The organism is Alkalicoccus halolimnae (genome assembly GCF_008014775.2).
Taxonomy (GTDB): domain Bacteria; phylum Bacillota; class Bacilli; order Bacillales; family Salisediminibacteriaceae; genus Alkalicoccus; species Alkalicoccus halolimnae.
On record NZ_CP144914.1, the window covers coordinates 614,677 to 636,511 of the forward strand.

Genomic DNA, 21,835 nt, shown 5'->3' on the forward strand with positions numbered 1-21,835 from the left:
ATGGATTCTAATATTGTTGTCTATTCATGGATTTTCATGTCTCTGTTCATATTCCTGATGCTTGCTATGGGCTGGGTGGGAATGCGGCGCACGAAAACGCCGGATGATTTCGCTACTGCCCGTTCGAGTTACGGACCGTTTGTTATTGCTCTCGTTATAGCAGCCGGCATATCAAGTGGTTCCACATTCATGGGCATGCCCGGCCTGGCCTATTCGCTTGGAACACCATCCCTTTGGTATCCACTTTTATATCCGATCGCAACAGTGATTGGTATGCTTTTCGTAGCGAAGGTCATTAAGCGGTACGGCGATCAGTTCGGAACGAGAACAATTCCGGAGTTTATAGGAGAACGGTTCAACAGTAACTTTCTCAGACTTTGTTTAACTATCATATCGATTCTGCTTATTTTCTACGTCGTTTCTCAATTTGTAGCAGCGGCCACGATGTTCCAGACAATGATGGGAATAAATTATCAAACAGGTCTCATCATTACAGCAGTGGTGCTCGCCATTTATGTATTTATGGGAGGTTCCCACTCTGATATTATCACAGATGCCATTCAGGGCTTCTTAATGGTTATCATTGCTGTAGTAGTATTTATTTCGTTTATGACAAGCTTCGGAGCTGTCGGAGGGTTCGGCGACATGCTCAATACAATAGCAGAAGAACGCCCTGAAGGCGGATTTAATCAGCTTTTCCTTGCTGGGGACAACACATACGGCTCCTTATGGCTCGTTGGTCTCTTATTTGTAGCACACCTTCCATTTGCTGTACTGCCCCACCTGGGCAATAAATTTATGGCTGTGAAATCTGGAAAAGATATGAAAAAACTTATTATGTATTGTACGATTATTGCGACGATTCTTCCCCTTATGGCTTTAGGCGGAATGCTGGGAATAGCAGTTATAGGTTCTGATGCCGGAATTTCTCCGGATCAAATTATACCGGTTCTATTCAGCGAGCTGTTTCCACCTGTAATCGCCGCATTTTTCGCAGTTGCTGTGCTATCAGCTATTATGTCCACTTCGGATGGTCTGATTGTCTCTTTAACTCAACTGCTTGCAAATGATCTGTATCGTAAATCAATTGTACCGAAACTGAAAATATCAAAAGAACGAGCAGAAATTAATGAACTTCTTATCAGTCGTTACAGCACTTTCGTTGTTATTATTGCTGCGGTCATTCTTGCCTGGTCTCCTCCACAGTTCCTTTCCATTTTCATGTGGATCGGTATCGGTGGTATTATGGCAGCTACAGCAGGACCTCTTGTCGTAGGAGCTCTGTGGCAGCGGGCTACGAAGACAGCTGCAATCAGTTCGCTCGTAGCAGGGACAGTGTCTTATTGGATCATTTATCTTCCTTTCGGATTTAATTTCTCCAATCCTTTTGGAGCTTCCGGCATTGGAGTAATTATCGGTATGCTGACTATGTATTTTGTTACGATTGCGACGTCAGAAAAGAGCAGCAAAGGTGTTCCTTTAAGCAAAGAAAAACAAGTGAAGACAAGCTAAATTACTGGAGGTTGATGGCAAATGGCTTTTCCTTTTATTTCACCAATAAGAATTGAAGCAGGAGAAAATGCACTGGAAAGAGTACCTTCTCTGCTTGAAAAATATTCTGCTGAAAAGATACTTGTGTTTGCAGATCCCGGCGTTGTATCAGCTGGGATAGCCTCAAAACTGACGGACCTGCTGGATAGGGAAGGATACGATTATTACCTTTATGACGCATTGGAGCCTGAACCTCCTGTTGCGGTAGGGGATGCAGCAGCAGATGCAGTGAGGTCTGAAAAAGCGGATCTCGTCATTGGAATTGGAGGCGGAAGCTCGCTTGATATAGCTAAAGCCGCAGCTGTGATGCAGGGAAATGAAGGCTCGCTGGCGAATTATTTGAATCTCAGCGGGAATCGGGCTTTTCATAGTAAAGGAGTTCCCAAAATATTAATTCCTACGACAGCAGGAACCGGAGCAGAAATTACAGATATTGCTGTCTTTTCTCTGGAGCAGACGAAAGATGTACTAACACATGAATACCTGCTTGCAGATGCAGCGATAATTGATCCGGCATTAACTTATACAGTTCCCCCGAAAGTTACTGCTGCGACAGGGGTGGATGCTTTAACCCACGCCGTCGAAGCCTTAATATCAGTGAATGCGACGCCGCTGACAGATGCTCTGGCTATGGAAGCCATCCGGCGCATATCCGGCAGTCTGCGGACGGCTGTAGCGGAGGGTGAGAATAAAAAAGCACGCGACGATATGGCATGGGGAAGTATGATAGCCGGATTGAGCTTTTATAACGCAGGAGTCTCCGGAGTTCATGCTCTTGCGTATCCACTTGGAGGAATGTTCAAAGTGCCGCACGGGGAAGCGAATGCCGTTCTGCTTCCGTATATATTTGATTTTATCTGGCCGCATGCTCTTCCGAAAATGAAGATGATGGCAGACGCTCTCGGTGTCCTGGAAATTGAAGCTTCAGATGAAGAAGCTGCAAAAGCAGCGGTGAGAGAACTTCGTGATATTGTAAAGGATGTGGAAATTCCTCCTACGCTGAAAGAATTTGGAGTAAAGGAGAATGATCTCGACAAACTTGCAGAAGCTGCACTCGGTCAAAAACGGTTACTCGCGAGAAGTCCTAAAGAATATTCTCTGGAAGACATCCGCGGGCGGTACGAAGCTGCTCTGAATGGAACCCTTAATATTACAAGCAAATAGTATTATTTCTGTCCGGGGAGTGTCCTTCCCCGGACATTTTCTATGAGTAGAGAATTTAAAAATCACTTTGATATTCAGATAAAATTTGTATGTAAATCCCGGCATTAATTAGCATCTGGTCTTAACAGCTGATATTATGTGATATTATTAAGATATATCACTGGAAATGGGGGATGGGATGTGCTCAATATCTTCGAAGATATCGTACATATAATGCATCATGACTATGCGGGCTGGAACGATAAAGCCGGCTGGGACAACCCTGAATATTTCCGCCGGATCATAAAGGAAAGACAGAGCAGAGGAAATCTGGATGCTGCAGAATTTATTGAATTAATTGATGATTATCTGCTGGATTTTCAGGATAAGCATCTGCATTTTTATATGGAACGGGCGGAAGTTACCGATCCGGGATTCCGTGTACGGGAATATGGAGACGAACTGTTTATTACGGAAGCTGCCGAAGCTGCTGTTTCACCCGGGATGAAAGTAATTTCGGCTGAAGGCCTTCCGTTAAAAGAGCTGAAACAGAAGCATGCGCGGCAGTTTACAGAAAATCATCCGGAACGGGAGAACTGGCTCCCTGTTCTTGCTCAGTATAAATGGGTGGAAGCAGAGGATAAGAGAGGGAAGGCTGATAGAATACCTATTGAACGCTTTCCGCGGTCCTATCGTGCGCAGCATACGTTGACACGGATTGATGAAAAGACGTGTCTGCTGACGCTGACTGATTTTAAATCTCCAGATACCATCTTTAAACTGATCCAGGATCACGAGGTCCTGCTGAAACAGACAGAGAACCTGATTATTGATGTGCGTGTTAACCACGGGGGCAGCAGCGGAAGCTTTGAACCGCTTTTCCCTTTTATTATGCCGCCGTCCGGGGTCGATCTCGCCAACAATCATGAAAAGATGCATTTCAACTGTACAATAGCCAATGCTGAACGGCAGGGTATTTTTCTCCGCAGACATGCAGAAGCATGGAAACACGAGAAAGCCCGGAAGTTTGCTGAGATATTTTTAAAAGAGTGGGAAAATAAAAAAGGACACGGATTTGTGGAATTTGATTTTTCTGAGCTGGCCGAAAATAAAATAGTGAAAGGGAGACATTATCCGGAGCGGGTGATTGTTTTATCAGATGTCACATGCGGCAGTGCTGGGGATGCTTTCGTTGAGCTTTGTAAAAAATCTCCGAAAGTGACGGTCATGGGGCGCGCAACTCTCGGATTAAACGACTATGGGAACCTTACCGCTGCCTACTGGGAAGGCGGATTCTGTCTGCTTTATGCAACTTCCAGGCTTTCCCGGGTGGATAAGGGAAAAGGAATGGCAGGCAGAGGAGTGCCTCCTGACGTTTATATTCCGTGGACACCGCAGCATATTAAAGAAGATATTGATATGAAAAATGCTCTTGAATCCCTGTATGCTTCCAAAAACGGATAAAACCTAAATTCCCGGCGGCAGTTGTAAGATTAAACGAGTCTCTGAATGGGTATATAAGTAAAAAAGTACAGGAGGCCTGTTTATGAAGAAATGGATTGATTACGGGAAAGCGCTGGGGAAGGAATTCTCCAACGATAATGCTCCCTTACTTGCGGCCGCTCAGGCCTATTATTATATGCTTTCGCTCGTCCCAATGCTCATATTGGTATTAGCGATAATTCCATACTTAAATCTTGACACTAATACAGTGCTTGATACGCTGACCGGTATGATGCCCGGAGAGCTGGCTAATGTTTTTGAGGATCAGATTGTCAGTATTCTTACGGAGCAGCGGGGCGGATTACTTACTTTTGGTATTATCGGGACGATCTGGTCAGCTTCCAATGGGATGAATGCGTTTATTAAAGCGCAGAACGAAGCTTACGATGTGAAAGTGGACCGGTCTTTTGTTAAGGCGCGTCTTGTCTCTATTGCCCTGACTCTTGGATTGATTCTTGCTCTTATAGTAGCACTTTTACTGCCCGTTTTTGGAAATGCACTCATCAGCTTTTTCCAGTCAACAGGACTTATGCCTCCTGGCACGGAGATCTTATTCCAGGTACTGCGCTGGGTGGTCAGTATTATCGTCATTGCCGGTGTATTCGCTGCCTTATACCATTTTGCACCGAATACTACTATTCCGTTTAAATCTTCCATTCCCGGAGCGTTATTTGCGACGCTCGCTCTCCAGCTGACTTCACTCGGATTTTCTTTTTATCTGAGTAACTTCGGCAACTATTCGGAAACATACGGAAGTCTTGGCGGGATTATCATTCTTATGCTTTGGCTTTTCCTTATCGGTCTCATTCTCGTGGTAGGCGGCGAATTGAATGCGATTATCCACCGCAGAAAGCGTGGAATCAAGTCAGCCACTGATGAATAAATATCAGCAAAGTAAAAGCAGGCTGTTCCCCCGGGACAGCCTGCTTTTTTCAGGAAAGAGAAGTTGAATGTTATTATCTGTAATGCTGGAAAAATTTAATAATGAACAGGTAATTATTTTGGTCATTTTCAAACAAAAATAATGATTTCTACTCCAGGTGGATCATTTCCGTGAGGCTTGTCTTCCACTGCTTCTGCATCGATCAGAAATCGCAGGAATGAAGAGAGCGAAAAAACATTTGTTTACAGAACGACAGCCGGAACTTATAAAATGGAGTCAAATAGAAACGTTAATAAAATCCTTCTCTTAAATGAACAGCTTCCTGTTATGAGTTAACAGGAATAAACGGTGCCTGTATCGAAGCAGTGAAGTAGACATGATGAGGAGAGATGACAATGAGAGAATCCCCCGTTCAGATACAGGAAAAGAAAGGCTTTTTTCAAAGGAAGGCAGTTAAAAGGCTCCTCATAGCAGCAGCAGTATTTTTAATTCTCCTGCTTCTCGTTCTGCTTGCAGGGTACTGGTTTGTTTCCAAAAGCCATCCGGATCTGGACGGGGAGACAATTGCGGCACCGGTAACGAGCGAAGTGGACGTGATCCGGGACGATCGTGGAGTTGCGAAAATCGAAGCAGAAAATCTGGAGGATCTGTTTTATACGCAAGGGTATGTCATGGCCCAGGACCGGCTGTTTCAAATGGATATGACGAGGAGACTCGCCGGCGGAGAACTGGCGGAAGTGGTCGGGGAAGAGGCGCTGGAAAGTGATGAATATTTCCGTACATACGGCATGCACCGCTCCACAGAAGCGCTGACAGAAGAGTTTGACGAAGAAACAACGGCGATGGTCGACGCGTTTGCCTCCGGCGTGACGGCTTATATCGATGAAGCCTTTGCTGAAGGGGAGCAGCCGCTTGAATTTCGTATTCTTGGTTATAAACCGGATCCGTGGACGCCGGAAGATACAGCGATTGCGGTAAAGTATATGGGCTACACGCTGACCGGGAATTTCCGCGAAGAAGTGGAGAACTATGAACTCGTACGAACACTGGGGCAGGAAGCAGTGGAGCTGTTTCCCGACTATACGAACTTCAGTGACTTCCCGATTATTATGGAAGAAAACGCTCCAGCTTTATCGGAGGCAGGCAGCCGTATAGATGCAGCAGGACATGAAGACGCTCCGCTGCAATTGGAAGAACTGACCGCGCTTTTTGATTTTATGCCGGAGACGTGGAACGGAAGCAACAATTGGGCGATAAGCGGCGAACATACAGAAAGCGGCTTTCCGATGATAGGTGACGACCCGCACCTGGGGCTTGCGATTCCGAGCGTCTGGTATCAGACTCATCTGGAACTGGAGGACGATTTTCATTCGGTCGGCGTGACCGTACCCGGAATTCCCGGAGTGGTGCTCGGCCATAACGGAAGCGTCAGCTGGGGGGTGACGTCGATGTCGGCGGACTATGAGGATCTTTTTTTAGAAAGGGTGAACCCGGACAACCCGAATGAATATCTTTACGACGAGGAGTGGGAGGAAGCAGAACGGATCGATGAAGAAATATACATCGATGGAGAAGAAGAGCCGCACATGCACCGTGTGGAAATTACGCGGAACGGGCCGATTATGAATAAATTTGTAGAAGAAGGCCCGTATCAGGCGGTGGCGCTGAAGTGGAGCGGGCTGGAAGCAGGAGAAGAATTAAATGGCATTCTGCGGCTCAACCGCTCCGAAAATGCAGAGGAATTTCTGGAAGGGCTCGATGGATTCGTTACCCCGGGACTGAGCTGGGTTTTTGCGGATACTGATAACAACATCGGCTACAGGGGACAGGGTCTCCTGCCGATCCGCGGCAGTTCGGATGGAACATTCCCGGTCCCGGGATGGGATCCGGATTACCAGTGGCAGGGATTTATTCCTTCCGAGGAACTGCCGACGATTATGAATCCGGACAGTGGTTATATTCTCACCGCTAACAACATGCCGGCAGCAGAAGACTATGAGTATGAAATCGGCCGCAGCTTTTTCCCTTACCGCGCGCTGCGGCTCGAGGAAATGTTGGAAGATCAGATAGCGGAGGGAACACCGTTTACGCTTGAGGACATGGCGGATCAGCAGACGGATTTGAAAAACACCCAGGCGGAAAGGCTTCTGCCGATTCTCATCGATGCAGTGGAAGCGTGGAATCCGCAGGAGGAGGCGGTAAATGCTGAAGGCGAAGTACTCGAAGCATTGGATGATACCGAGCAGGAAGCGCTCGCCGCTTTGAAAGACTGGGAATTTACAGAAGAAGCGGAAAGCTCTGCCGCACTGATCTGGCAGCTCTGGTATGAAAGCCTCCCCGAGCACCTGTTTGAACGCTACCTGAATGTGAACGTGACGAATCATTTAACACGTCACCAGGTTATTACAGCTGCCGGTGGGGACGAAGATGGAATGCTCTTCGCTGGTTTAAATGAAGATTATCACGTATCTTTTCCAAAAGCGGCTCGGGAAACTTTTTATGAAGCGGTAAATCGAGCGGAAGAGGAGCAGGGGTCGAACCCGGAGAGCTGGGAGTGGGGAGAGTTTCACACTGTTGGCATTGACCATCCGCTTGGATCCGTTTTTCCATTGAACCTTCTTTTTAATATTGGAGGGTGGGAAATGGGAGGAAGCGGGGCGGTGCCCGGCGCATTAAGCTACGATTCTGCCACAGGTCAGGCCGATCACGGAGCAGGATGGCGTTTTATCGGAGATCTTTCTTCTACGGAATCCTTTTACGACGTCAATATTCCAGGTCAGTCCGGTCAGTGGTTATCCCCAAATTACGACAACCAGATGGACACGTGGGTCGAAGGAGAATACTATCCGGTGATCTATGACAAAAGCCCGGACGACGGGTTCGATCATGTGCGCTTCGTTCCCGAATGAATCTGCAGCGAGATTTCCTTTTCACAGCCTTTTCTGATCCTGTCTGCTTCTGCCCGTCAATTATAATGATCTTCAGGAGGGAATTGCATGAACATCACGCCTTCGTCAGCTAAAGAAAGAATTTTAACAATTGATATTATCCGCGGTTTCGCTCTTTTAGGAATAATTCTGGCAAACATGGCTTACTTCAAATCGCCTGTGCTCCAGAAAACCGGACTTTTATATGAAACGGCGCCGCTTCCGGATCAGGCGCTGGATATCTTTGCCGTTGTATTTACAGACACCTTCGTGCTCGGGAAATTTTACCCGATGTTTTCCCTTTTGTTCGGGCTTGGTTTTTACTTGTTTTATGAAAGACTCATCCAGAAAGACCTGGACGGAAAGCAGTTTTATAAACGAAGGCTTGTCTTCCTGCTGGTGATTGGATTTATTCACCTCGTTTTCATCTGGTCGGGGGATATCCTTGTCACGTATGCCTTAGGTGGCTTTCTGCTGCTGCTTTTTATCAACCGCACACCCAAGTTCATTCTTACCTGGGGGATTCTGCTGATTGCCGGGCTGTCGGTTGTCATGACAGGACTGGTCGTATTAGGCAACTTCTTCCTGCAGATGGATGCTGTTTCGGAATTCCAGGCGGGAACCTCCCAGGCGGTTTCTGAAGCCTACACGGTGATGAGCCAGGGTTCATATACAGAAATTCTTGCGTTCCGGTTCACGAGCGAAATTATTCTCATCCTCGGCAACCTGCCGATTTCTGTTTTAAATGTTTTCGGAATTTTCCTTATCGGACTTTATTTCGGAAAGCAGGGATGGTTCCGCAATGTCGGGGAGCACCTTGCAGGGTGGAAAAAAATCCGCCTGCATGCAGGATGGAGCGGCATTTTATTAACCGCGCTTTTTGCAGCACTGAAATTTGATGTGACGGGTCTTCCTTTCTGGATGGCCGATGGTCTGGCCCAGGGTCTCAATCTGATCGCAGGACCGCTGCTCATGCTGTTTTATGTTTCCGTAATGGTTCTCCTCCTTCACGGGAAAGCACCGGGTCTTATCAGTACTTCGCTTGCTGCTGTCGGAAAAATGGCGCTCACGAACTACTTAATGCAGTCGATTATCTGCGTCCTGATCTTCTTCGGATTCGGATTTGGCCTCTATGGGAGCGTGGGTGCGTTCACCGGCATGGTTCTGGCCATACTGATTTATTTTGCCCAGATCGTTTTCAGCAGAGTGTGGCTGACCCGCTTTAACCAGGGACCGATGGAAGCACTGTGGCGAAAGTGGACGTATAAAAAAGCGTCTTAAAAGAACTGGTTCAGGCGATCATTTAGTGTGGAAATGGCGGAATTAATTACGAGTGGCAGAAAAGCAGGGAGAAAATACTGGATTACCATCTAAAGTGGCGGTAATAAGGAATAAAGTGGTAAAATTAAAGAAGGAAGTGGTGGAAAAGCAGGGAAGTTGGAAGCGAATCAAGGCTGAACCGGGCCCGGTGGACTGACCGGGCCGCTTTTTGTGATGCCAATCGGGCATTGGCCTTACGACCGTGGAGAAGCAGAGACGAGGATCCAGACATAAAAAGGAGACACAAACCGCGCGGAACAGGACTTTTGGAAGGGCTTGAATACTTTTTCATTACATAGTAGACTCTTTAGCTATGCGCAGAATATGTAAGACTCTGCATCAGGAAATTCTGCAGACCAGCGGGACAGTCTCCTGAAAACACGTCCCGAAGCTGTAAACCATTTATTAAAGAGGAGGATAAACGATGAGTATTGAAAGCTTAACGATTGACTTAGGACTTATTTCTATTTTGCTGCTTATCGGAATAGTTCTCCGGGCGAAAGTGAAACTGCTGCAAAAACTATTCATTCCAGCAAGCTTTATCGCAGGAATTCTCGGACTCATTTTCGGACCGAACGGACTTGGCCTGCTGCCGTTTTCAGAATTAATATCTGATTATCCGACGATTCTGATCGCGGTCGTATTTGCCGCTATCCCGATAGGTGCAGCAAAAGTAAACTGGAAAGAGAAATTTACCAAAATTCGTAACATGTGGTTTTATTCGATGACGCTGACGCTCTTAATGTGGCCGGCGGGTCTTCTTGTTACTTATTTGATTTTAGAACACATATGGACGCTGCCGACAGGATTTGGATTTGCGCTCGGTGCAGGCTTTCTTGGCGGGCACGGAACAGCAGCTGCGGTAGGCGAAGTCTTCAACGCCCAGGGATGGGAGGAAATTACGGATATCGGCTACACGGCAGCAACGGTCGGACTGCTTGCCGCGGTCGTCGGCGGGCTGGCTATTATTAAAAGAAATACCCGCCGAAAACAGACAAGCTTCCTTGCTGAATTTGACGATCTTCCGGACGACCTTCGTACAGGGCTTATTAAAAAAGAGGACCGGGCTTCTTCCGGTACAGACACCGTTTCGAGCAGTACCGTTGATCCTTTATTCTTTCACGCTGCTATTATAGGGGGAGTCGTGCTGGTCAGTTATTATCTTCAGCAGCAGCTCACAGACTGGTTCCCTGACTTATCGTTTCCGCTGCTGAGCCTGGCTTTCATCATGGGGCTGATCGCCCAGCTCGCTCTGAGAAAATCCAAGGCGGATTACTACGTAGATAAACGAGTAGTGACGAGAGTAGGAGGAACGGCGACAGATTTGATCGTTGTTTTCGGAATTACCTCGATTAACCTGGCTATTGTTGCAGATTATGCTGTTCCGCTGATTTTAATGTTCGTTTTTGGGGTAATATGGGCATATGCAATCTTTCATTTCATCGCTCCCCGTGTCTTTCATCAGAACTGGTTTGAGAACGGTATATTTGGGTTTGGCTGGTCGACAGGGACGGTTGCTATGGGAGTCGCGCTGCTTCGTATTGTAGATCCGGATAGTGAAAGTACGACTCTGGACGATTATGCGCTCGGCTATACTGGAATGGTTCCGGTGGAAGTGGCAATCATCACGTTCGGTCCGCTGCTCATCATTTCCGGATTAGGGCTTCCGTTTATGATTGGACTGTTTGTCATATGGATCGTACTTATGCTCGGCTGTGCGAGAGCAGGCTGGCTTGTACCGAAAGGCACGCTGCGAAAACGATTTAAGTAACACTAAATTTCAGGAGGAGAGAAAAACAATGTGCGGTATTTTTGCAATGACAGGAACGATTAATAACGAAAAGATGGACAGGGTGCTCGCTTCGATGACGCACCGGGGGCCGGATGAAGGTTCCGATAAGAAAATGGAATCATTTCACCTCGGTCACCAGCGGCTGTCGATCGTCGGAGTTAATCACGGAAAACAGCCGATCAGCAATGCGGATGAATCAAAATGGATAGTCGTTAATGGCGAAATTTATAATTACCGCCAGCTGCAGAGGGATCTTCCGTCCGATACAGCCTATTTAACGGAATCTGACAGTGAACTTGCTTTGAAATGGTACGAAAAAGAAGGGGCGTCATCGGTGCGACGCATGGACGGCATGTTCGGCTACGTTATTGTCGATAACGAAAACGAGACGTTCATGGCTGCACGGGATACCCTCGGCATCAAGCCTCTCTACTATGGTAAAGACCAAGCTGGCAACATGGTTTTTGCCTCGGAAGTGAAAACGCTGTATGTCGTGACGGACGATGTAAACGAATTTCCAGCCGGACATTACTATACACCGGAGGAAGGTTTTGTTTCCTACCGCAAAATTAACCTGCCGGCGGATGAAGAAATTTATGACGAGAAAGATGTTCCGCAGATGCTTGCCGGCATTCGCAGAGAGCTTGGAGAAGCGGTGGAAAAACGACTGATGGCCGACGTGGAAGTCGGCGTCCTGCTGAGCGGGGGTCTCGACAGCAGCCTGATTGCAAAAATAGCCCATGAAAAAAGAAAAACAAGTAATCCGATGAAGTCTTTCTGCGTTGGGAGTGAAGGCAGCGAAGACGTGCTGCGGGCACGGGAAGTGGCAGAGGAAATCGGCACAGAGCACTACGAATATATTTATACGGAAAAGGAGCTCGTTGAAGCGCTTCCGGAAGTTATTTATCATCTGGAGTCCTATGATTCATCCCTCGTCCGGAGCGCGATTCCAAGCTATTTCGTTTCAAAGCTTGCTGCCGAACACGTCAAAGTGATTCTCTCGGGCGAAGGTGCGGATGAGCTCTTCTCCGGATACAGTTATTTGAAAGAGATAAATAACACGAAAGAGTTAAATGAAGAGCTGCTGCGGATCATCAATACGCTGCACAACATCAACCTTCAGCGTGCCGATCGTATGAGCATGGCCCATTCTCTGGAGCTGCGTGTGCCGTTCCTCGACCTGCAGCTCATTGAATATGCTTTGAAAATTCCTTCCCAGCTCAAGCTCGGAGAAGACGAGATTGAAAAGTGGATCCTTCGAAAAGCATACGATGGAGAGCTTGCAGACAATATTATCTGGCGCTCGAAAGCAGAGTTTTCGGAAGGAAGCGGAGCGCTGGATATTTTGGAAAAGTATGCGGAAACGCAGTACACGGAGGAAGAAGTGGCTGAGGCAAATAAAGAAAATGAATGGGTTCGTTCCAAGCAGGAGCTCCTTTATTATGAAATCTTTAAAGAGCACTTCCCGCACGATTCCATTCTCACTACCGTAGGACACTGGGCAACAAGTTAAATACGATTCACTGCATCTTCCCGAGATTCATTCCCGGGGGATGTTTTTTTGTGGTTCCGTTTTTATTTTCTTTTGCATGCCGTGCTGTCAAATACGAAAAATATTGTTCTGGAAGAAAAATCGAAGCGGAAACATGTCCCGGAAAGAAAGAGATCGGAAGATCCCGAAGGAGGCAGGAAAGCAATGTTCTATATAAAGGATGATTATTTCTAACATATAAAGGAAATGAAGGCGGGTACGGCGAAAGGTTAAAGTAGTAAACTGGAGGAGTGATACGTATGAATGAGGAAAAATCAATGAAAAGATTCCCGCTGCAGTCCATTTTTGATAAGTTTGCCGAGAAGAGGGATGTGACGCTCGTTTATGGGGATCCTATTAAACTTGAACACCGGACGATTCTGCCTGTTGCCAAAGTGAAATATAATCTGGGTGCCGGAAGCGGATACGAAGATGGGGATGAAAGTGAAAACAAAAAAGGCAGCGGAGGAGAAGGAGGCGGTGGACAGTTTTTGATTAAGCCGGTGGGTGTTTACGATATTACAGACGAAAAAACCACTTACAAACCGGTGGTGCCTCTGGAAATGATCTTTATTATTCCTTTAATTATTACCGGGCTCGCCATGCTGTTAGGTTCGAAATCAAACAACTGCGGAAACAGATAAAAAATCCGGATGAAGAGGAATCGGCAGACTGAAGGTCAGTTTCCTTTTCGTCGGAAAGGGGGGGATGATAAAAAGTGAACCTTAAAGAGTTGTTCGGAAAGAAAACCTGTCATTTCTGCAAAAAACGGACCAGTCAGACCTATAAATATTTCAATGACAAAAATGAAAAAATCATTGTTTGTGCTGCCTGTGCTCCCTATGCTGAACGGAGGGCTTTCCGCAAAAGATAAAGAAAGAGAAATGATTGGCCGCTCAGAAAGGCTTTTCCTTTGATTGATGGAGTTTCCTTGTCTGCTCCGGTGGGAATTGGCGCATATACTTATACTATAACCGGGTAAAGCCTTCAGGACGAATGCCGTCCCGAAGGCTTTATAAAATCCCGGTGAAATTAACCGCATTATTTTTTTCCGAAGTATAAAAGGCCAAAGATCATCCAGGCAATCGTAACAGCCGAACAGCCTATAAGAAACGGCACAGCTCCGAACTGGAAAATGAGCGGCATGGCAGCGGCGGTTACAAGTCCCCCGCCGACAAACGGTTCAAACAGGACCTGCTTATATCCAAACCCTTCCAGAGCGGGAGTTTCATTGTTAGGGTCGGCCACTTTCATCAGCAGTAAACCGGTAGCGGCAATCCCGGTAGCCTGACCGAAATCACCTAGTCCGCGCTCAAACCAATAGGAGGGAATCATTTTCGGTGCCAGGTAAAGGAAAGCAAAAACGTTCCAGACAATTCCTAAAACGGCAAGTGAAACAAAGGTGACCAGGTTATCGCCAATTACAGAAACGGAGATAGTTGCCAGAGCACTTACGATCAGAATATCAAGTGAAAGGCCGCTTACGCGGTTGATTGTTTTCCGGTCAATGACCTGGAACCGGTCAAGCTTATCCGACAGAATCTGTACGATAATACCGCCGATCATAGCCAGCGGAAAAAGGGGTACATATTCGAACAAATAGACGTCGGTAGCAGCACCGTAGGTTACTGCTTCCAGCCATACGAATCCTTCAAGCAGCACCCAGCCGATTCCGATCGCCAGTCCTACATAAGCAATGTGGATCGACAACGGATCGACTGATTCGGGACGGGTCGTCATATCTCCGCTGGCATCCCGGTTATGTAAATCGACGATGCCGTGCTGTCCTTTGCTGGAAAAGGAGGCTTTACCGCCAACATATTTCGCTTTCCCGGTTCTTGCACCAATGTTAATAAGGATAATACCTATAATGACCCCGCTTAAAATACCAATGGTGGCAAGACCGACGGAAAGATCGTACCCTTCCGCAAAACCGAGTTCATCGAATGTTTCCCCGAGACCAGCTGCTGTGCCGTGTCCACCGACAAAACTGATTTCAATTAAAGCTCCTGCCAGTGGATTGGTTCCGAAAAAAGGAGTAAGAATCAGGATTACGAGGAGCATCCCTAATGCGTACTGCCCCCAGGAAACCATCTGCCCCATGGCTACCTGCGGACCACCGATAATCCATACCTTTTTCAGGCTGGGCAGAGTAGTTCCAATGAAAAGAGAGGCAAATACAATGTTAATAAACAGGCCGGGAAGAGCAGCCCAGACTTCAAGAATCGTTTCCGTAAGGAGCCCCTGGGCAAGAAAATGGTCTGGTGAAAAAACAGCAGCGGCTGCAGCTCCCAGCACTTCCGGTCCGATGAGGAGGGCTATCAGCCCGGCAATGATGGAGGAAGGAAGAAACAGCTGCTGCATAAGGCTGGAATAAACACGTATCCACTTTCCGAGGACGAGGAAAATACCGAGGATAAGAAAAGCAAAACCGACTTCATTTGCTGTCATGAGTGAGAACTCCTCTCATAATTGAGTTTATGTATAAAACACTGCCTTCAATATACATACCCTGAAAAAGAATAATATCCACCAGAAAATTCTATAAATGTATGTTAAATCAAAAATAGAAGCCGGGGTGATGATATGGAAGAAAAAGTGATTGAACAGCATTCATTAGGCAAGTCGGTTTTTCTGCATTTGTTCCCTGGTCTTTTGATACTGCTCGTATTTATCGCCTCTGCACCAATTTTGTATCAAAATAATATACCTGTCCTGTTCGGTATTTTATTTGCCATCATAACTGCACTGGTCCCTTTTCAGCTGGGTGTGATTTTATGGGCAAGTAAAAAACAGTACGGGAACTATTCTCTTAAAGCGGCGCTCGTTTATACCAGGCCGATGTCAAAATGGTTATTTGTACTGCTGATCCTGGTCCTGTTTCTCTGGTCAGGCATAACGCTGCTGATTGCGGGATGGCTTGATCAGCCGATTATGGATAGTTTGTTTAACTGGCTTCCGGCCTGGTTTTTCGTTATCGAAGACTTCTCTGTCTACTCGAATGCGATGCTTGTTACTCTTATTATCTTCATGCTTCTGTTGAATGGACTGCTCGGGCCGGTCGTTGAAGAATTGTATTTCCGCGGCTATTTACTGCCGCGAATCGAACACTTCAAAGCTGCTGCCCCGGTGCTGAACGCTGTGTTGTTTTCCGTTTATCATTTCTTTTCCCCCTGGCAGAATATCGGTCGAATGATTGGGCTTATTCCAATGTGCTATGTCGTGTACCGGATGAGAAATATATATGTCGGCATCTTTGTTCATTGTATGGGCAATATTTTTGCCTCACTGAGCCTGCTGGTCTTCTTGTCTTAATCACGTGTAAGAGACTGCTGCCCAACTGTAAAAGTAACGGTTTTCTTCATTCCTGACAGAAAACCTTTTTTAAGCAGCTATATATGTTGAACTTAATAATTAGTCTCCGCTTCTGTAACCGGACGTTTTCGTTTTCATGGGGATGCTCCAGGCCGGTCTCAGCTAATCCCTTCCTCCCTGCGGTCGGGCGGGATGGATTTTCGGCTCGTCCTGATCCGCCCGATGTGCCCTTCAGCAGCCTGTTCTCCATTTCTGTTCTTTCTGCTGGTATGGTCTGCCGATAAAAATGATAACATCCTTTTTCTTTCGACAGGAAAGACCGCTTTCGAGGTGATACATTCTATATTTATAAATATTTAGTTCAATTAATATGTTTTACTGGAAGAACAGAATTAAAGATTTCATATTTTCACATAGAAAATTAGATTTTCGAGAGATTATTTGTATGCCTGTTGCTTTAAAATGAATAGAGAATACAATAATTGACAAAGGGTGTTTCGTTTATGAAAGCAAATTTCAAACTGATGTCTCTCGCGGCAGTTCCATTTGTTTTAGCTGCATGCGGAGGAAATGATGCAGAAACAGAAGAAAATACAAACGGAAATAATGCTGCTGAAACAAATAATAATGCAGCAGAAGAACCGGAAGAAAACGAAGCAGAGGAAAACGAAACTGGAAACGAAGAAGCCGGGGGCGGCGAAGTAGAAGACCTGGCCGGTGAATACGGGCTGGAAATCACCACAGCGGAAGGGAGCGGGGATGCCCCGGAAGCTTCTCTTGATGAACTGGAAGAAGCGTTTGAGCTTATTTCCACAGCGAAAGAAGCCGAAATGCTGGAATTTTCAGCTTCTCCTGAAGCGGGAGAAGCTGAAGAATCCGGTGAGGCGTCAGGAGAGTATGCTGTACCTGGTGTAGAGATGGAGAATATTGAATCTTCCATCATGATTCAGTTCTCTTATGAGCTTAGTGGAGATCTTGAAGATGACTCTGTTTTCCCTTCTTTTGATGAAGTTTCTGAGGCGGAAGCTTCCCATGAAGGAGCCGAATTCCTTTCCTGGAGCGAGTCTCAGACAGAAGCGGAAATTACTGGAGCAGGTACAATTGCTGAATTCACTTCTGAAGGATCATGGGACCTTATTGCTGAATACGAAGGCACAGAAATTTCTGTAGCAGAAGAAGACAGCTGGACTGCAGAATTTTCAACTAACACCCTGGCTGGTGTGGAAGAAGAATAAGTAAAGAAACAACCAGGCCTTCCGGAGCAAATGTTCCGGAAGGCTTTTTTCTTCGGGAAAAGGGGGGAGGATATTTTTATCAGGAAATAGAATGAAGAAAATATACAGTTCCCACTTATCGTTGTTTAGAACAAATAACTTTATCAGCAGAGTTTCCCGAAACTAACACCGGCGAACATTATCAGGGCAGATAGAAAAACCATGATTGAACACGACCTGTGAAATATCTAATACAGAAAAAAGAGAGAAGTTAAGGGAGGAGAAGGGATGAATACTCATAAAACAGTACTGATTACAGGAGCAAACTCAGGAATAGGACTGGCTGCTTCTGTTCTTTTTGCACATGAGGGATGGAACGTTATAATGGCCTGCCGCAATGAACTGAAAGGCATGGAAGCGAGACGGGCCGTTGTGCGGGCTGCGAAAAATGAACGAATCACTATGCTGCAGGTGGACCTCTCCTCTTTTCAGTCTGTTCGTCATTTTTCCCGCCAGGTGAAAGGCCGTTTCATGAAACTGGACGCTTTAATTAATAATGCGGCCTATTTTGCGCACGGCTCGCCCCACCGGCTGAGCGAAGACGGAATAGAACTTACTTTTGCTGTCAATACAGTGGGGCCGTACCTTCTAACGGAAGAATTAAAAGAGCTGCTTTTAAAGGCTGAAGATCCCCGGGTGCTTCATGCGTCAAGTAACATTATCAAACATTTTTTCGATCCGAAAAAAGAACTTCGTTTAAACAGGGTTACCGGTCCCTGGCCGGTACAAGATACATTCACGGTCTATGATCAGTACCGCGATTCGAAAATGGCTTTAGTGATGCTGATGTTTAAACAGGCATCTGTATACAGGGGAACTCCTATCAGCTTTCACGCCCTGCAGATAAACGGAGCCAAAATGTCAAAGTCCACCCTTGAAGGGATAGCTTATCCATGGAAAGCAGCAGCCCGCATTCAAAATCTGTTCTTTCCGCCTCCGGATAAAATGGCGGAAAAATATTTGCAGGTCTGTTCTTACAGCCAGTTTGGTGAAATCTCCGGAAAGCTGATTAATCATCGACTGCAGGTGATGGAGCCGGCATCCAAAAATCCATCGTTTTCCATGCAGACAAAACAGGTTCTGCATGCCGATTATTATCCCTTTTATGCAGATAATGAAAAAGTTCAAAATGAGCTGTGGGAATTATGCGGTGAGCTTACGAACAAGCAGCCGTTGTAAATTGGGATTATTGAGAAAAATCTATAAAAAAACAGCAGGTAGTTTTTTTATAGAAGGAAGAGGGAACAGATATGTATAAATAATTTAACCAGGGGTGAATTTTAAATGGCTAAAAATGACGGAATGAGCGATAAAGTGAAAAGTAAAGTAAACAAAGTAAAGGGAGAAGTAAAGGAACAGTACGGAAACGCTGCTGACAATAAACAAAAAGAGTCAGAAGGAAAAAAGGACAAAATGAAAAGTGATTACCAGAAGACAAAAGGAGATTTCAAAGAGAAATTGTAAGCTGGTTTCATCAGGTTTGGAAAAATCAACCCGTCGTCACCGGCGGGTTGATTTCTTTGATATAGTGAAGCAACAGAATCATCACAAAGGAGATGAGCACATGGCAGATAAAATGAAAGCCGTCGGTCTTTACGAATATTTACCTATAGATGATCCGAAAAGTCTGCAGGATGTAAAAGTGAAAAAACCGAAAGCAAAAGGGAAAGATATTCTCGTGGAAGTAAAAGCGGTATCCGTTAATCCGGTGGATACGAAAATCCGCGCTCCAAAAGAAGGAAAAGAAGAAGAGCCGAAAATCCTCGGCTGGGATGCCGCGGGAGTTGTAAAGGATACAGGAGACGAAGTAGAACTGTTCCAGCCCGGGGATGAAGTGTATTATGCAGGCGCGGTGAACCGTCAGGGCTCTAACAGCGAATTCCATCTGGTAGATGAGCGGATAGCAGCAAAAAAACCTGAAAATCTTGATTTTTCCGATGCTGCAGCGATGCCGCTTACGACCATTACGGCCTGGGAAGCGTTGTTTCACCGCATGGGTATTTCCATAAACCCGGAAGACAATGAAGGGAAAAAGATATTGATGGTAGGCGCTGCCGGCGGTGTCGGATCTATTGCCGTGCAGCTCGCTAAATACGCCGGCCTTACGGTCATTGGAACGGTCTCACGCGAAGAAACGGCAGAGTGGGCAAAGAAAAACGGGGCAGATTACTTCATCAATCACTATAAGGATTTTCCTGAACAGCTGCAGGAGCATGGAATTCAGGAAGTGGACTTTATCTTCTGCATGAATTCGACGGAAACGCACTGGGAAAACATGAGTGAAGTGATCGCTCCCCAGGGGAAAATCTGCTCGATTGTAGAATCAAAGGAAGAACTGGATATGAACTTGATTAAAAATAAGAGTGCTGCTTTTCTCTGGGAATTTATGTTTACCCGGCCGATTTATCAGACGGAAGATATGATAGAGCAGCACCGTCTATTAAAGGAAACGGCCCGCTTAATCGAGAACGGTGACATTCAGACAACAGCTACAAAGAAAATGCAGGGTCTGAGAGCCGAAACATTCCGGGAAGCGCATCAGATTGTAGAGGAAGGAAAAATGATCGGGAAGCTGGTCATAAAAATAGACTAGACACCTGCAGAATATTTGGATTCTGACTTCATTTCCGGAGAGCGAAGAAAACAGAAAAAGGGCCTTTCTCCGGAGAAAAGATGCTATTTTCTTCACGATGTTCTATAATAAAGAACAGTGATTAAGAGATGAAAGAGGTTCTGTGATGAAAAAAACGTTGAACACAAGTATGCGGCTTACAGTGGCTGTAGCAGCAATTATTCTTTTCGTAGGGGTTCTGTATGCCTTTATTTCCTATCAGCATTCCAGTTCGCCGGAGAGTAACAGTTCTTCAACAACATCATCACAGGAAATTGCAGCTAATGAAATTCCGGCCGATTTTATTCCAATTTATCAGGAAGCGGCGGAAGAATATGAGATTCCATGGAAACTGCTTGCAGCGGTTCATCGTATAGAGACCGTTTTTTCCACGATGGATCCCCTGCTAAGCCCGGTTGGAGCGGAAGGCCATCTTCAATTTATGCCCTGTACGTGGACGGGATGGAGCCACCCAACCTGCGGAGAAGCGGGGAAGGGAGATATTTCAGAGGAAACAAAAACTGATCCTGAAGCGATTGCGGAATACGGCGGCTACGGAGTAGACGGAAGCGGCAGCGGCACGGCAGATCCTTATGATATAGAAGATGCCGTATTCAGTGCAGCGAATTACCTTGCGCAGTCAGGAGCGGATGAAGGCAGACTTTACGATGCCGTCTACGCTTACAACCGTGCTGACTGGTACGTACTGGACGTTCTTGATTATATGGAAAATTACGAAGAAGGATATGAAGAAGTGCATTATGAATATGCACTCGATTATACTAATAATTAGAAATATGGATACGCTGGGAAAAGTACAGGAAGAACAGCTGATTTCAACAGAATTAATGAAATAGAGGGAAGAAGCCGGTCTAAGCTCTATAGACCGGCTTCTTTTCAGGCTGTTTATAAAGTGTTTTTAATGTACAATATACGGTTCGCTGCTTCCACCTGCACGTTGGAAGAAATGGATGTTCGGCTCGTCCATGATCGCCTCGGAGCCGCCCTATGCGCCTGCAGCAGGGAGATAAGAAGAAGTTTCTTCTTTTTGAAAGGATGCCTTGAAAATAAAGTATTGAAGCGGTGAACGGGCGCTTTCGTTTCCATGGGGACGCTTTCCGGGCGGGCCGGCTTCAGCTAATCCCGTCCTCCCGGAGGTCGTGCGGGATGGATCTTCAGCTCGTCCTCATTCGCATCGGAGTCGCCCCATGGCCACTCCAGCTCACGGTAAAAGACAGGACAGCATCTGCCTTCTAAAAAGAAACCTCTTCTTGAACACCAATGATTCCACCTGCATAAAGGGAAAGCTTCATTTTTATAAAAGAAGCCTGTTTACATCCATCATGGTGCAGCGATCCTGCATGCGTGTCTCTTTTAAAGCTCTGGGTTCTTACGTACGTTTGAAGAAAACAAACTATATCTTACAAAAAAGTTAATTTCCTCCTTGAAAGTTCTGCCGTTTAAGCCTGGCTCAGCAACTTTTTCAGTAAAGTTAGGTGCTGTATTCCTAAGCCGAAAAGCCAAGTCCCTTTTTCGCGTAAGAACCAAGCTCTGTGTTGTTTTTAAAGTGCATGCGGCTCCCCTGACCTCCGGGAGGATCTTCCCGCTTTCTTTTACTGCAGGCGTCTCTGCCCTGGCACTGGTATCCACTTTAGTACATTCTTGATTCAACCAGCAGGCTTTCTGTATTGAAAAATTAAAACGAAGTGGAAACGTGCCCGTGGAAGATAGATAGGACTACAAAGGAACGAGAGGAACTGATAAAATACGGTCAGGAGAGTGATCGGACGTGGATGCACGGGAACACGAAGATTATCAGCAGGAAGAAGAACGACTTCAGTTTACAGTCGATTATATGAAACAGGTGATCCAGGCTGCGGAAGCGAAAAGGCTGGATTTTAAAGGTAACATGAAACAGGCGATGGTAGATCTGGACCACCTGGACAGTTCCTTACTACGGAAAGGGATCTGCGTAATTTAAAAGC

At 46.1% G+C, this 21,835-nt stretch carries 18 protein-coding genes; 16 read left to right on the plus strand and 2 right to left on the minus strand.

Features of this window, described 5'->3' with window-relative positions:
* From FTX54_RS02745 to FTX54_RS02785, 9 genes are all read left to right on the plus strand, one after another.
* Positions 1-1,512 (plus strand): sodium:solute symporter family protein, encoded by a 1,512-nt coding sequence (locus FTX54_RS02745; RefSeq protein WP_147804871.1) that lies wholly within the window; start codon positions 1-3, stop codon positions 1,510-1,512.
* Between the two features lie 21 nt (positions 1,513-1,533).
* The gene (locus tag FTX54_RS02750) at positions 1,534-2,715 is read left to right on the plus strand and encodes an iron-containing alcohol dehydrogenase (RefSeq protein ID WP_147804872.1); all 1,182 of its coding nucleotides are present in this window, start codon (positions 1,534-1,536) and stop codon (positions 2,713-2,715) included.
* Between the two features lie 180 nt (positions 2,716-2,895).
* Positions 2,896-4,158 carry a S41 family peptidase gene (locus tag FTX54_RS02755; RefSeq protein WP_187254650.1) on the plus strand — a complete coding sequence of 421 codons (1,263 nt, stop codon included), beginning with the start codon at positions 2,896-2,898 and terminating at the stop codon, positions 4,156-4,158.
* Between the two features lie 82 nt (positions 4,159-4,240).
* The gene (locus tag FTX54_RS02760; protein ID WP_147804874.1) at positions 4,241-5,080 is read left to right on the plus strand and encodes a YihY/virulence factor BrkB family protein; all 840 of its coding nucleotides are present in this window, start codon (positions 4,241-4,243) and stop codon (positions 5,078-5,080) included.
* A 395-nt stretch (positions 5,081-5,475) separates the two neighbouring features.
* Positions 5,476-7,989, plus strand: coding sequence for a penicillin acylase family protein (locus FTX54_RS02765; protein WP_187254651.1), 2,514 nt, complete (start codon positions 5,476-5,478; stop codon positions 7,987-7,989).
* A gap of 87 nt (positions 7,990-8,076) precedes the next feature.
* Positions 8,077-9,288, plus strand: coding sequence for a DUF418 domain-containing protein (locus tag FTX54_RS02770; RefSeq protein ID WP_147804876.1), 1,212 nt, complete (start codon positions 8,077-8,079; stop codon positions 9,286-9,288).
* Between the two features lie 463 nt (positions 9,289-9,751).
* Positions 9,752-11,098: a sodium/glutamate symporter gene (locus tag FTX54_RS02775; protein WP_147804877.1), complete on the plus strand. Its 1,347-nt coding sequence runs from the start codon at positions 9,752-9,754 to the stop codon at positions 11,096-11,098.
* 28 nt (positions 11,099-11,126) lie between these two features.
* Complete coding sequence (asnB, locus tag FTX54_RS02780; protein ID WP_147804878.1) at positions 11,127-12,632, plus strand: asparagine synthase B; 1,506 nt, start codon at positions 11,127-11,129, stop codon at positions 12,630-12,632.
* A gap of 278 nt (positions 12,633-12,910) precedes the next feature.
* Positions 12,911-13,294 (plus strand): spore germination protein GerW family protein, encoded by a 384-nt coding sequence (locus tag FTX54_RS02785; RefSeq protein WP_147804879.1) that lies wholly within the window; start codon positions 12,911-12,913, stop codon positions 13,292-13,294.
* Positions 13,295-13,691: 397 nt separating this feature from the next.
* Here FTX54_RS02785 and FTX54_RS02790 read toward each other — a convergent pair whose 3' ends face one another.
* On the minus strand, positions 13,692-15,101 hold the full coding sequence (locus tag FTX54_RS02790; protein WP_147804880.1) for a sodium/glutamate symporter: 1,410 nt from the start codon (positions 15,099-15,101) through the stop codon (positions 13,692-13,694).
* 135 nt (positions 15,102-15,236) lie between these two features.
* Between FTX54_RS02790 and FTX54_RS02795 the strand changes: the two genes are divergently transcribed.
* From FTX54_RS02795 to FTX54_RS02820, 6 genes are all read left to right on the plus strand, one after another.
* Positions 15,237-15,965 carry a CPBP family intramembrane glutamic endopeptidase gene (locus FTX54_RS02795; RefSeq protein WP_147804881.1) on the plus strand — a complete coding sequence of 243 codons (729 nt, stop codon included), beginning with the start codon at positions 15,237-15,239 and terminating at the stop codon, positions 15,963-15,965.
* Positions 15,966-16,468: 503 nt separating this feature from the next.
* Positions 16,469-17,200, plus strand: coding sequence for a hypothetical protein (locus tag FTX54_RS02800; RefSeq protein WP_147804882.1), 732 nt, complete (start codon positions 16,469-16,471; stop codon positions 17,198-17,200).
* Positions 17,201-17,467: 267 nt separating this feature from the next.
* Positions 17,468-18,418, plus strand: a complete 951-nt coding sequence (locus FTX54_RS02805) for an SDR family NAD(P)-dependent oxidoreductase (RefSeq protein ID WP_147804883.1) — start codon at positions 17,468-17,470, stop codon at positions 18,416-18,418.
* A gap of 105 nt (positions 18,419-18,523) precedes the next feature.
* Entirely contained in the window at positions 18,524-18,703 is a 180-nt protein-coding gene (locus FTX54_RS02810) for a CsbD family protein (protein WP_147804884.1), read from the plus strand.
* Between the two features lie 100 nt (positions 18,704-18,803).
* Positions 18,804-19,832 (plus strand): zinc-binding alcohol dehydrogenase family protein, encoded by a 1,029-nt coding sequence (locus FTX54_RS02815; RefSeq protein ID WP_246125689.1) that lies wholly within the window; start codon positions 18,804-18,806, stop codon positions 19,830-19,832.
* Positions 19,833-19,977: 145 nt separating this feature from the next.
* A complete protein-coding gene (locus FTX54_RS02820; protein WP_147804885.1) occupies positions 19,978-20,643 on the plus strand; it encodes a lytic transglycosylase domain-containing protein in 666 nt (221 codons plus the stop codon).
* Positions 20,644-21,224: 581 nt separating this feature from the next.
* Here the strand turns inward: FTX54_RS02820 and FTX54_RS02825 are convergent.
* Positions 21,225-21,500: a hypothetical protein gene (locus FTX54_RS02825; protein WP_147804886.1), complete on the minus strand. Its 276-nt coding sequence runs from the start codon at positions 21,498-21,500 to the stop codon at positions 21,225-21,227.
* A gap of 139 nt (positions 21,501-21,639) precedes the next feature.
* Between FTX54_RS02825 and FTX54_RS02830 the strand changes: the two genes are divergently transcribed.
* Positions 21,640-21,831: a hypothetical protein gene (locus tag FTX54_RS02830; protein ID WP_147804887.1), complete on the plus strand. Its 192-nt coding sequence runs from the start codon at positions 21,640-21,642 to the stop codon at positions 21,829-21,831.
* Positions 21,832-21,835: the final 4 nt, after the last annotated feature.

Coding starts and splice junctions, on each gene's coding strand:
- FTX54_RS02745 (WP_147804871.1), top strand. CDS start 1: ATGGATTCTAATATTGTTGTCTATTCATGGATTTTCATGTCTCTGTTC.
- FTX54_RS02750 (WP_147804872.1), top strand. CDS start 1,534: ATGGCTTTTCCTTTTATTTCACCAATAAGAATTGAAGCAGGAGAAAAT.
- FTX54_RS02760 (WP_147804874.1), top strand. CDS start 4,241: ATGAAGAAATGGATTGATTACGGGAAAGCGCTGGGGAAGGAATTCTCC.
- FTX54_RS02765 (WP_187254651.1), top strand. CDS start 5,476: ATGAGAGAATCCCCCGTTCAGATACAGGAAAAGAAAGGCTTTTTTCAA.
- FTX54_RS02770 (WP_147804876.1), top strand. CDS start 8,077: ATGAACATCACGCCTTCGTCAGCTAAAGAAAGAATTTTAACAATTGAT.
- FTX54_RS02775 (WP_147804877.1), top strand. CDS start 9,752: ATGAGTATTGAAAGCTTAACGATTGACTTAGGACTTATTTCTATTTTG.
- asnB (WP_147804878.1), top strand. CDS start 11,127: ATGTGCGGTATTTTTGCAATGACAGGAACGATTAATAACGAAAAGATG.
- FTX54_RS02785 (WP_147804879.1), top strand. CDS start 12,911: ATGAATGAGGAAAAATCAATGAAAAGATTCCCGCTGCAGTCCATTTTT.
- FTX54_RS02790 (WP_147804880.1), bottom strand. CDS start 15,101: ATGACAGCAAATGAAGTCGGTTTTGCTTTTCTTATCCTCGGTATTTTC.
- FTX54_RS02795 (WP_147804881.1), top strand. CDS start 15,237: ATGGAAGAAAAAGTGATTGAACAGCATTCATTAGGCAAGTCGGTTTTT.
- FTX54_RS02800 (WP_147804882.1), top strand. CDS start 16,469: ATGAAAGCAAATTTCAAACTGATGTCTCTCGCGGCAGTTCCATTTGTT.
- FTX54_RS02805 (WP_147804883.1), top strand. CDS start 17,468: ATGAATACTCATAAAACAGTACTGATTACAGGAGCAAACTCAGGAATA.
- FTX54_RS02810 (WP_147804884.1), top strand. CDS start 18,524: ATGGCTAAAAATGACGGAATGAGCGATAAAGTGAAAAGTAAAGTAAAC.
- FTX54_RS02815 (WP_246125689.1), top strand. CDS start 18,804: ATGGCAGATAAAATGAAAGCCGTCGGTCTTTACGAATATTTACCTATA.
- FTX54_RS02820 (WP_147804885.1), top strand. CDS start 19,978: ATGAAAAAAACGTTGAACACAAGTATGCGGCTTACAGTGGCTGTAGCA.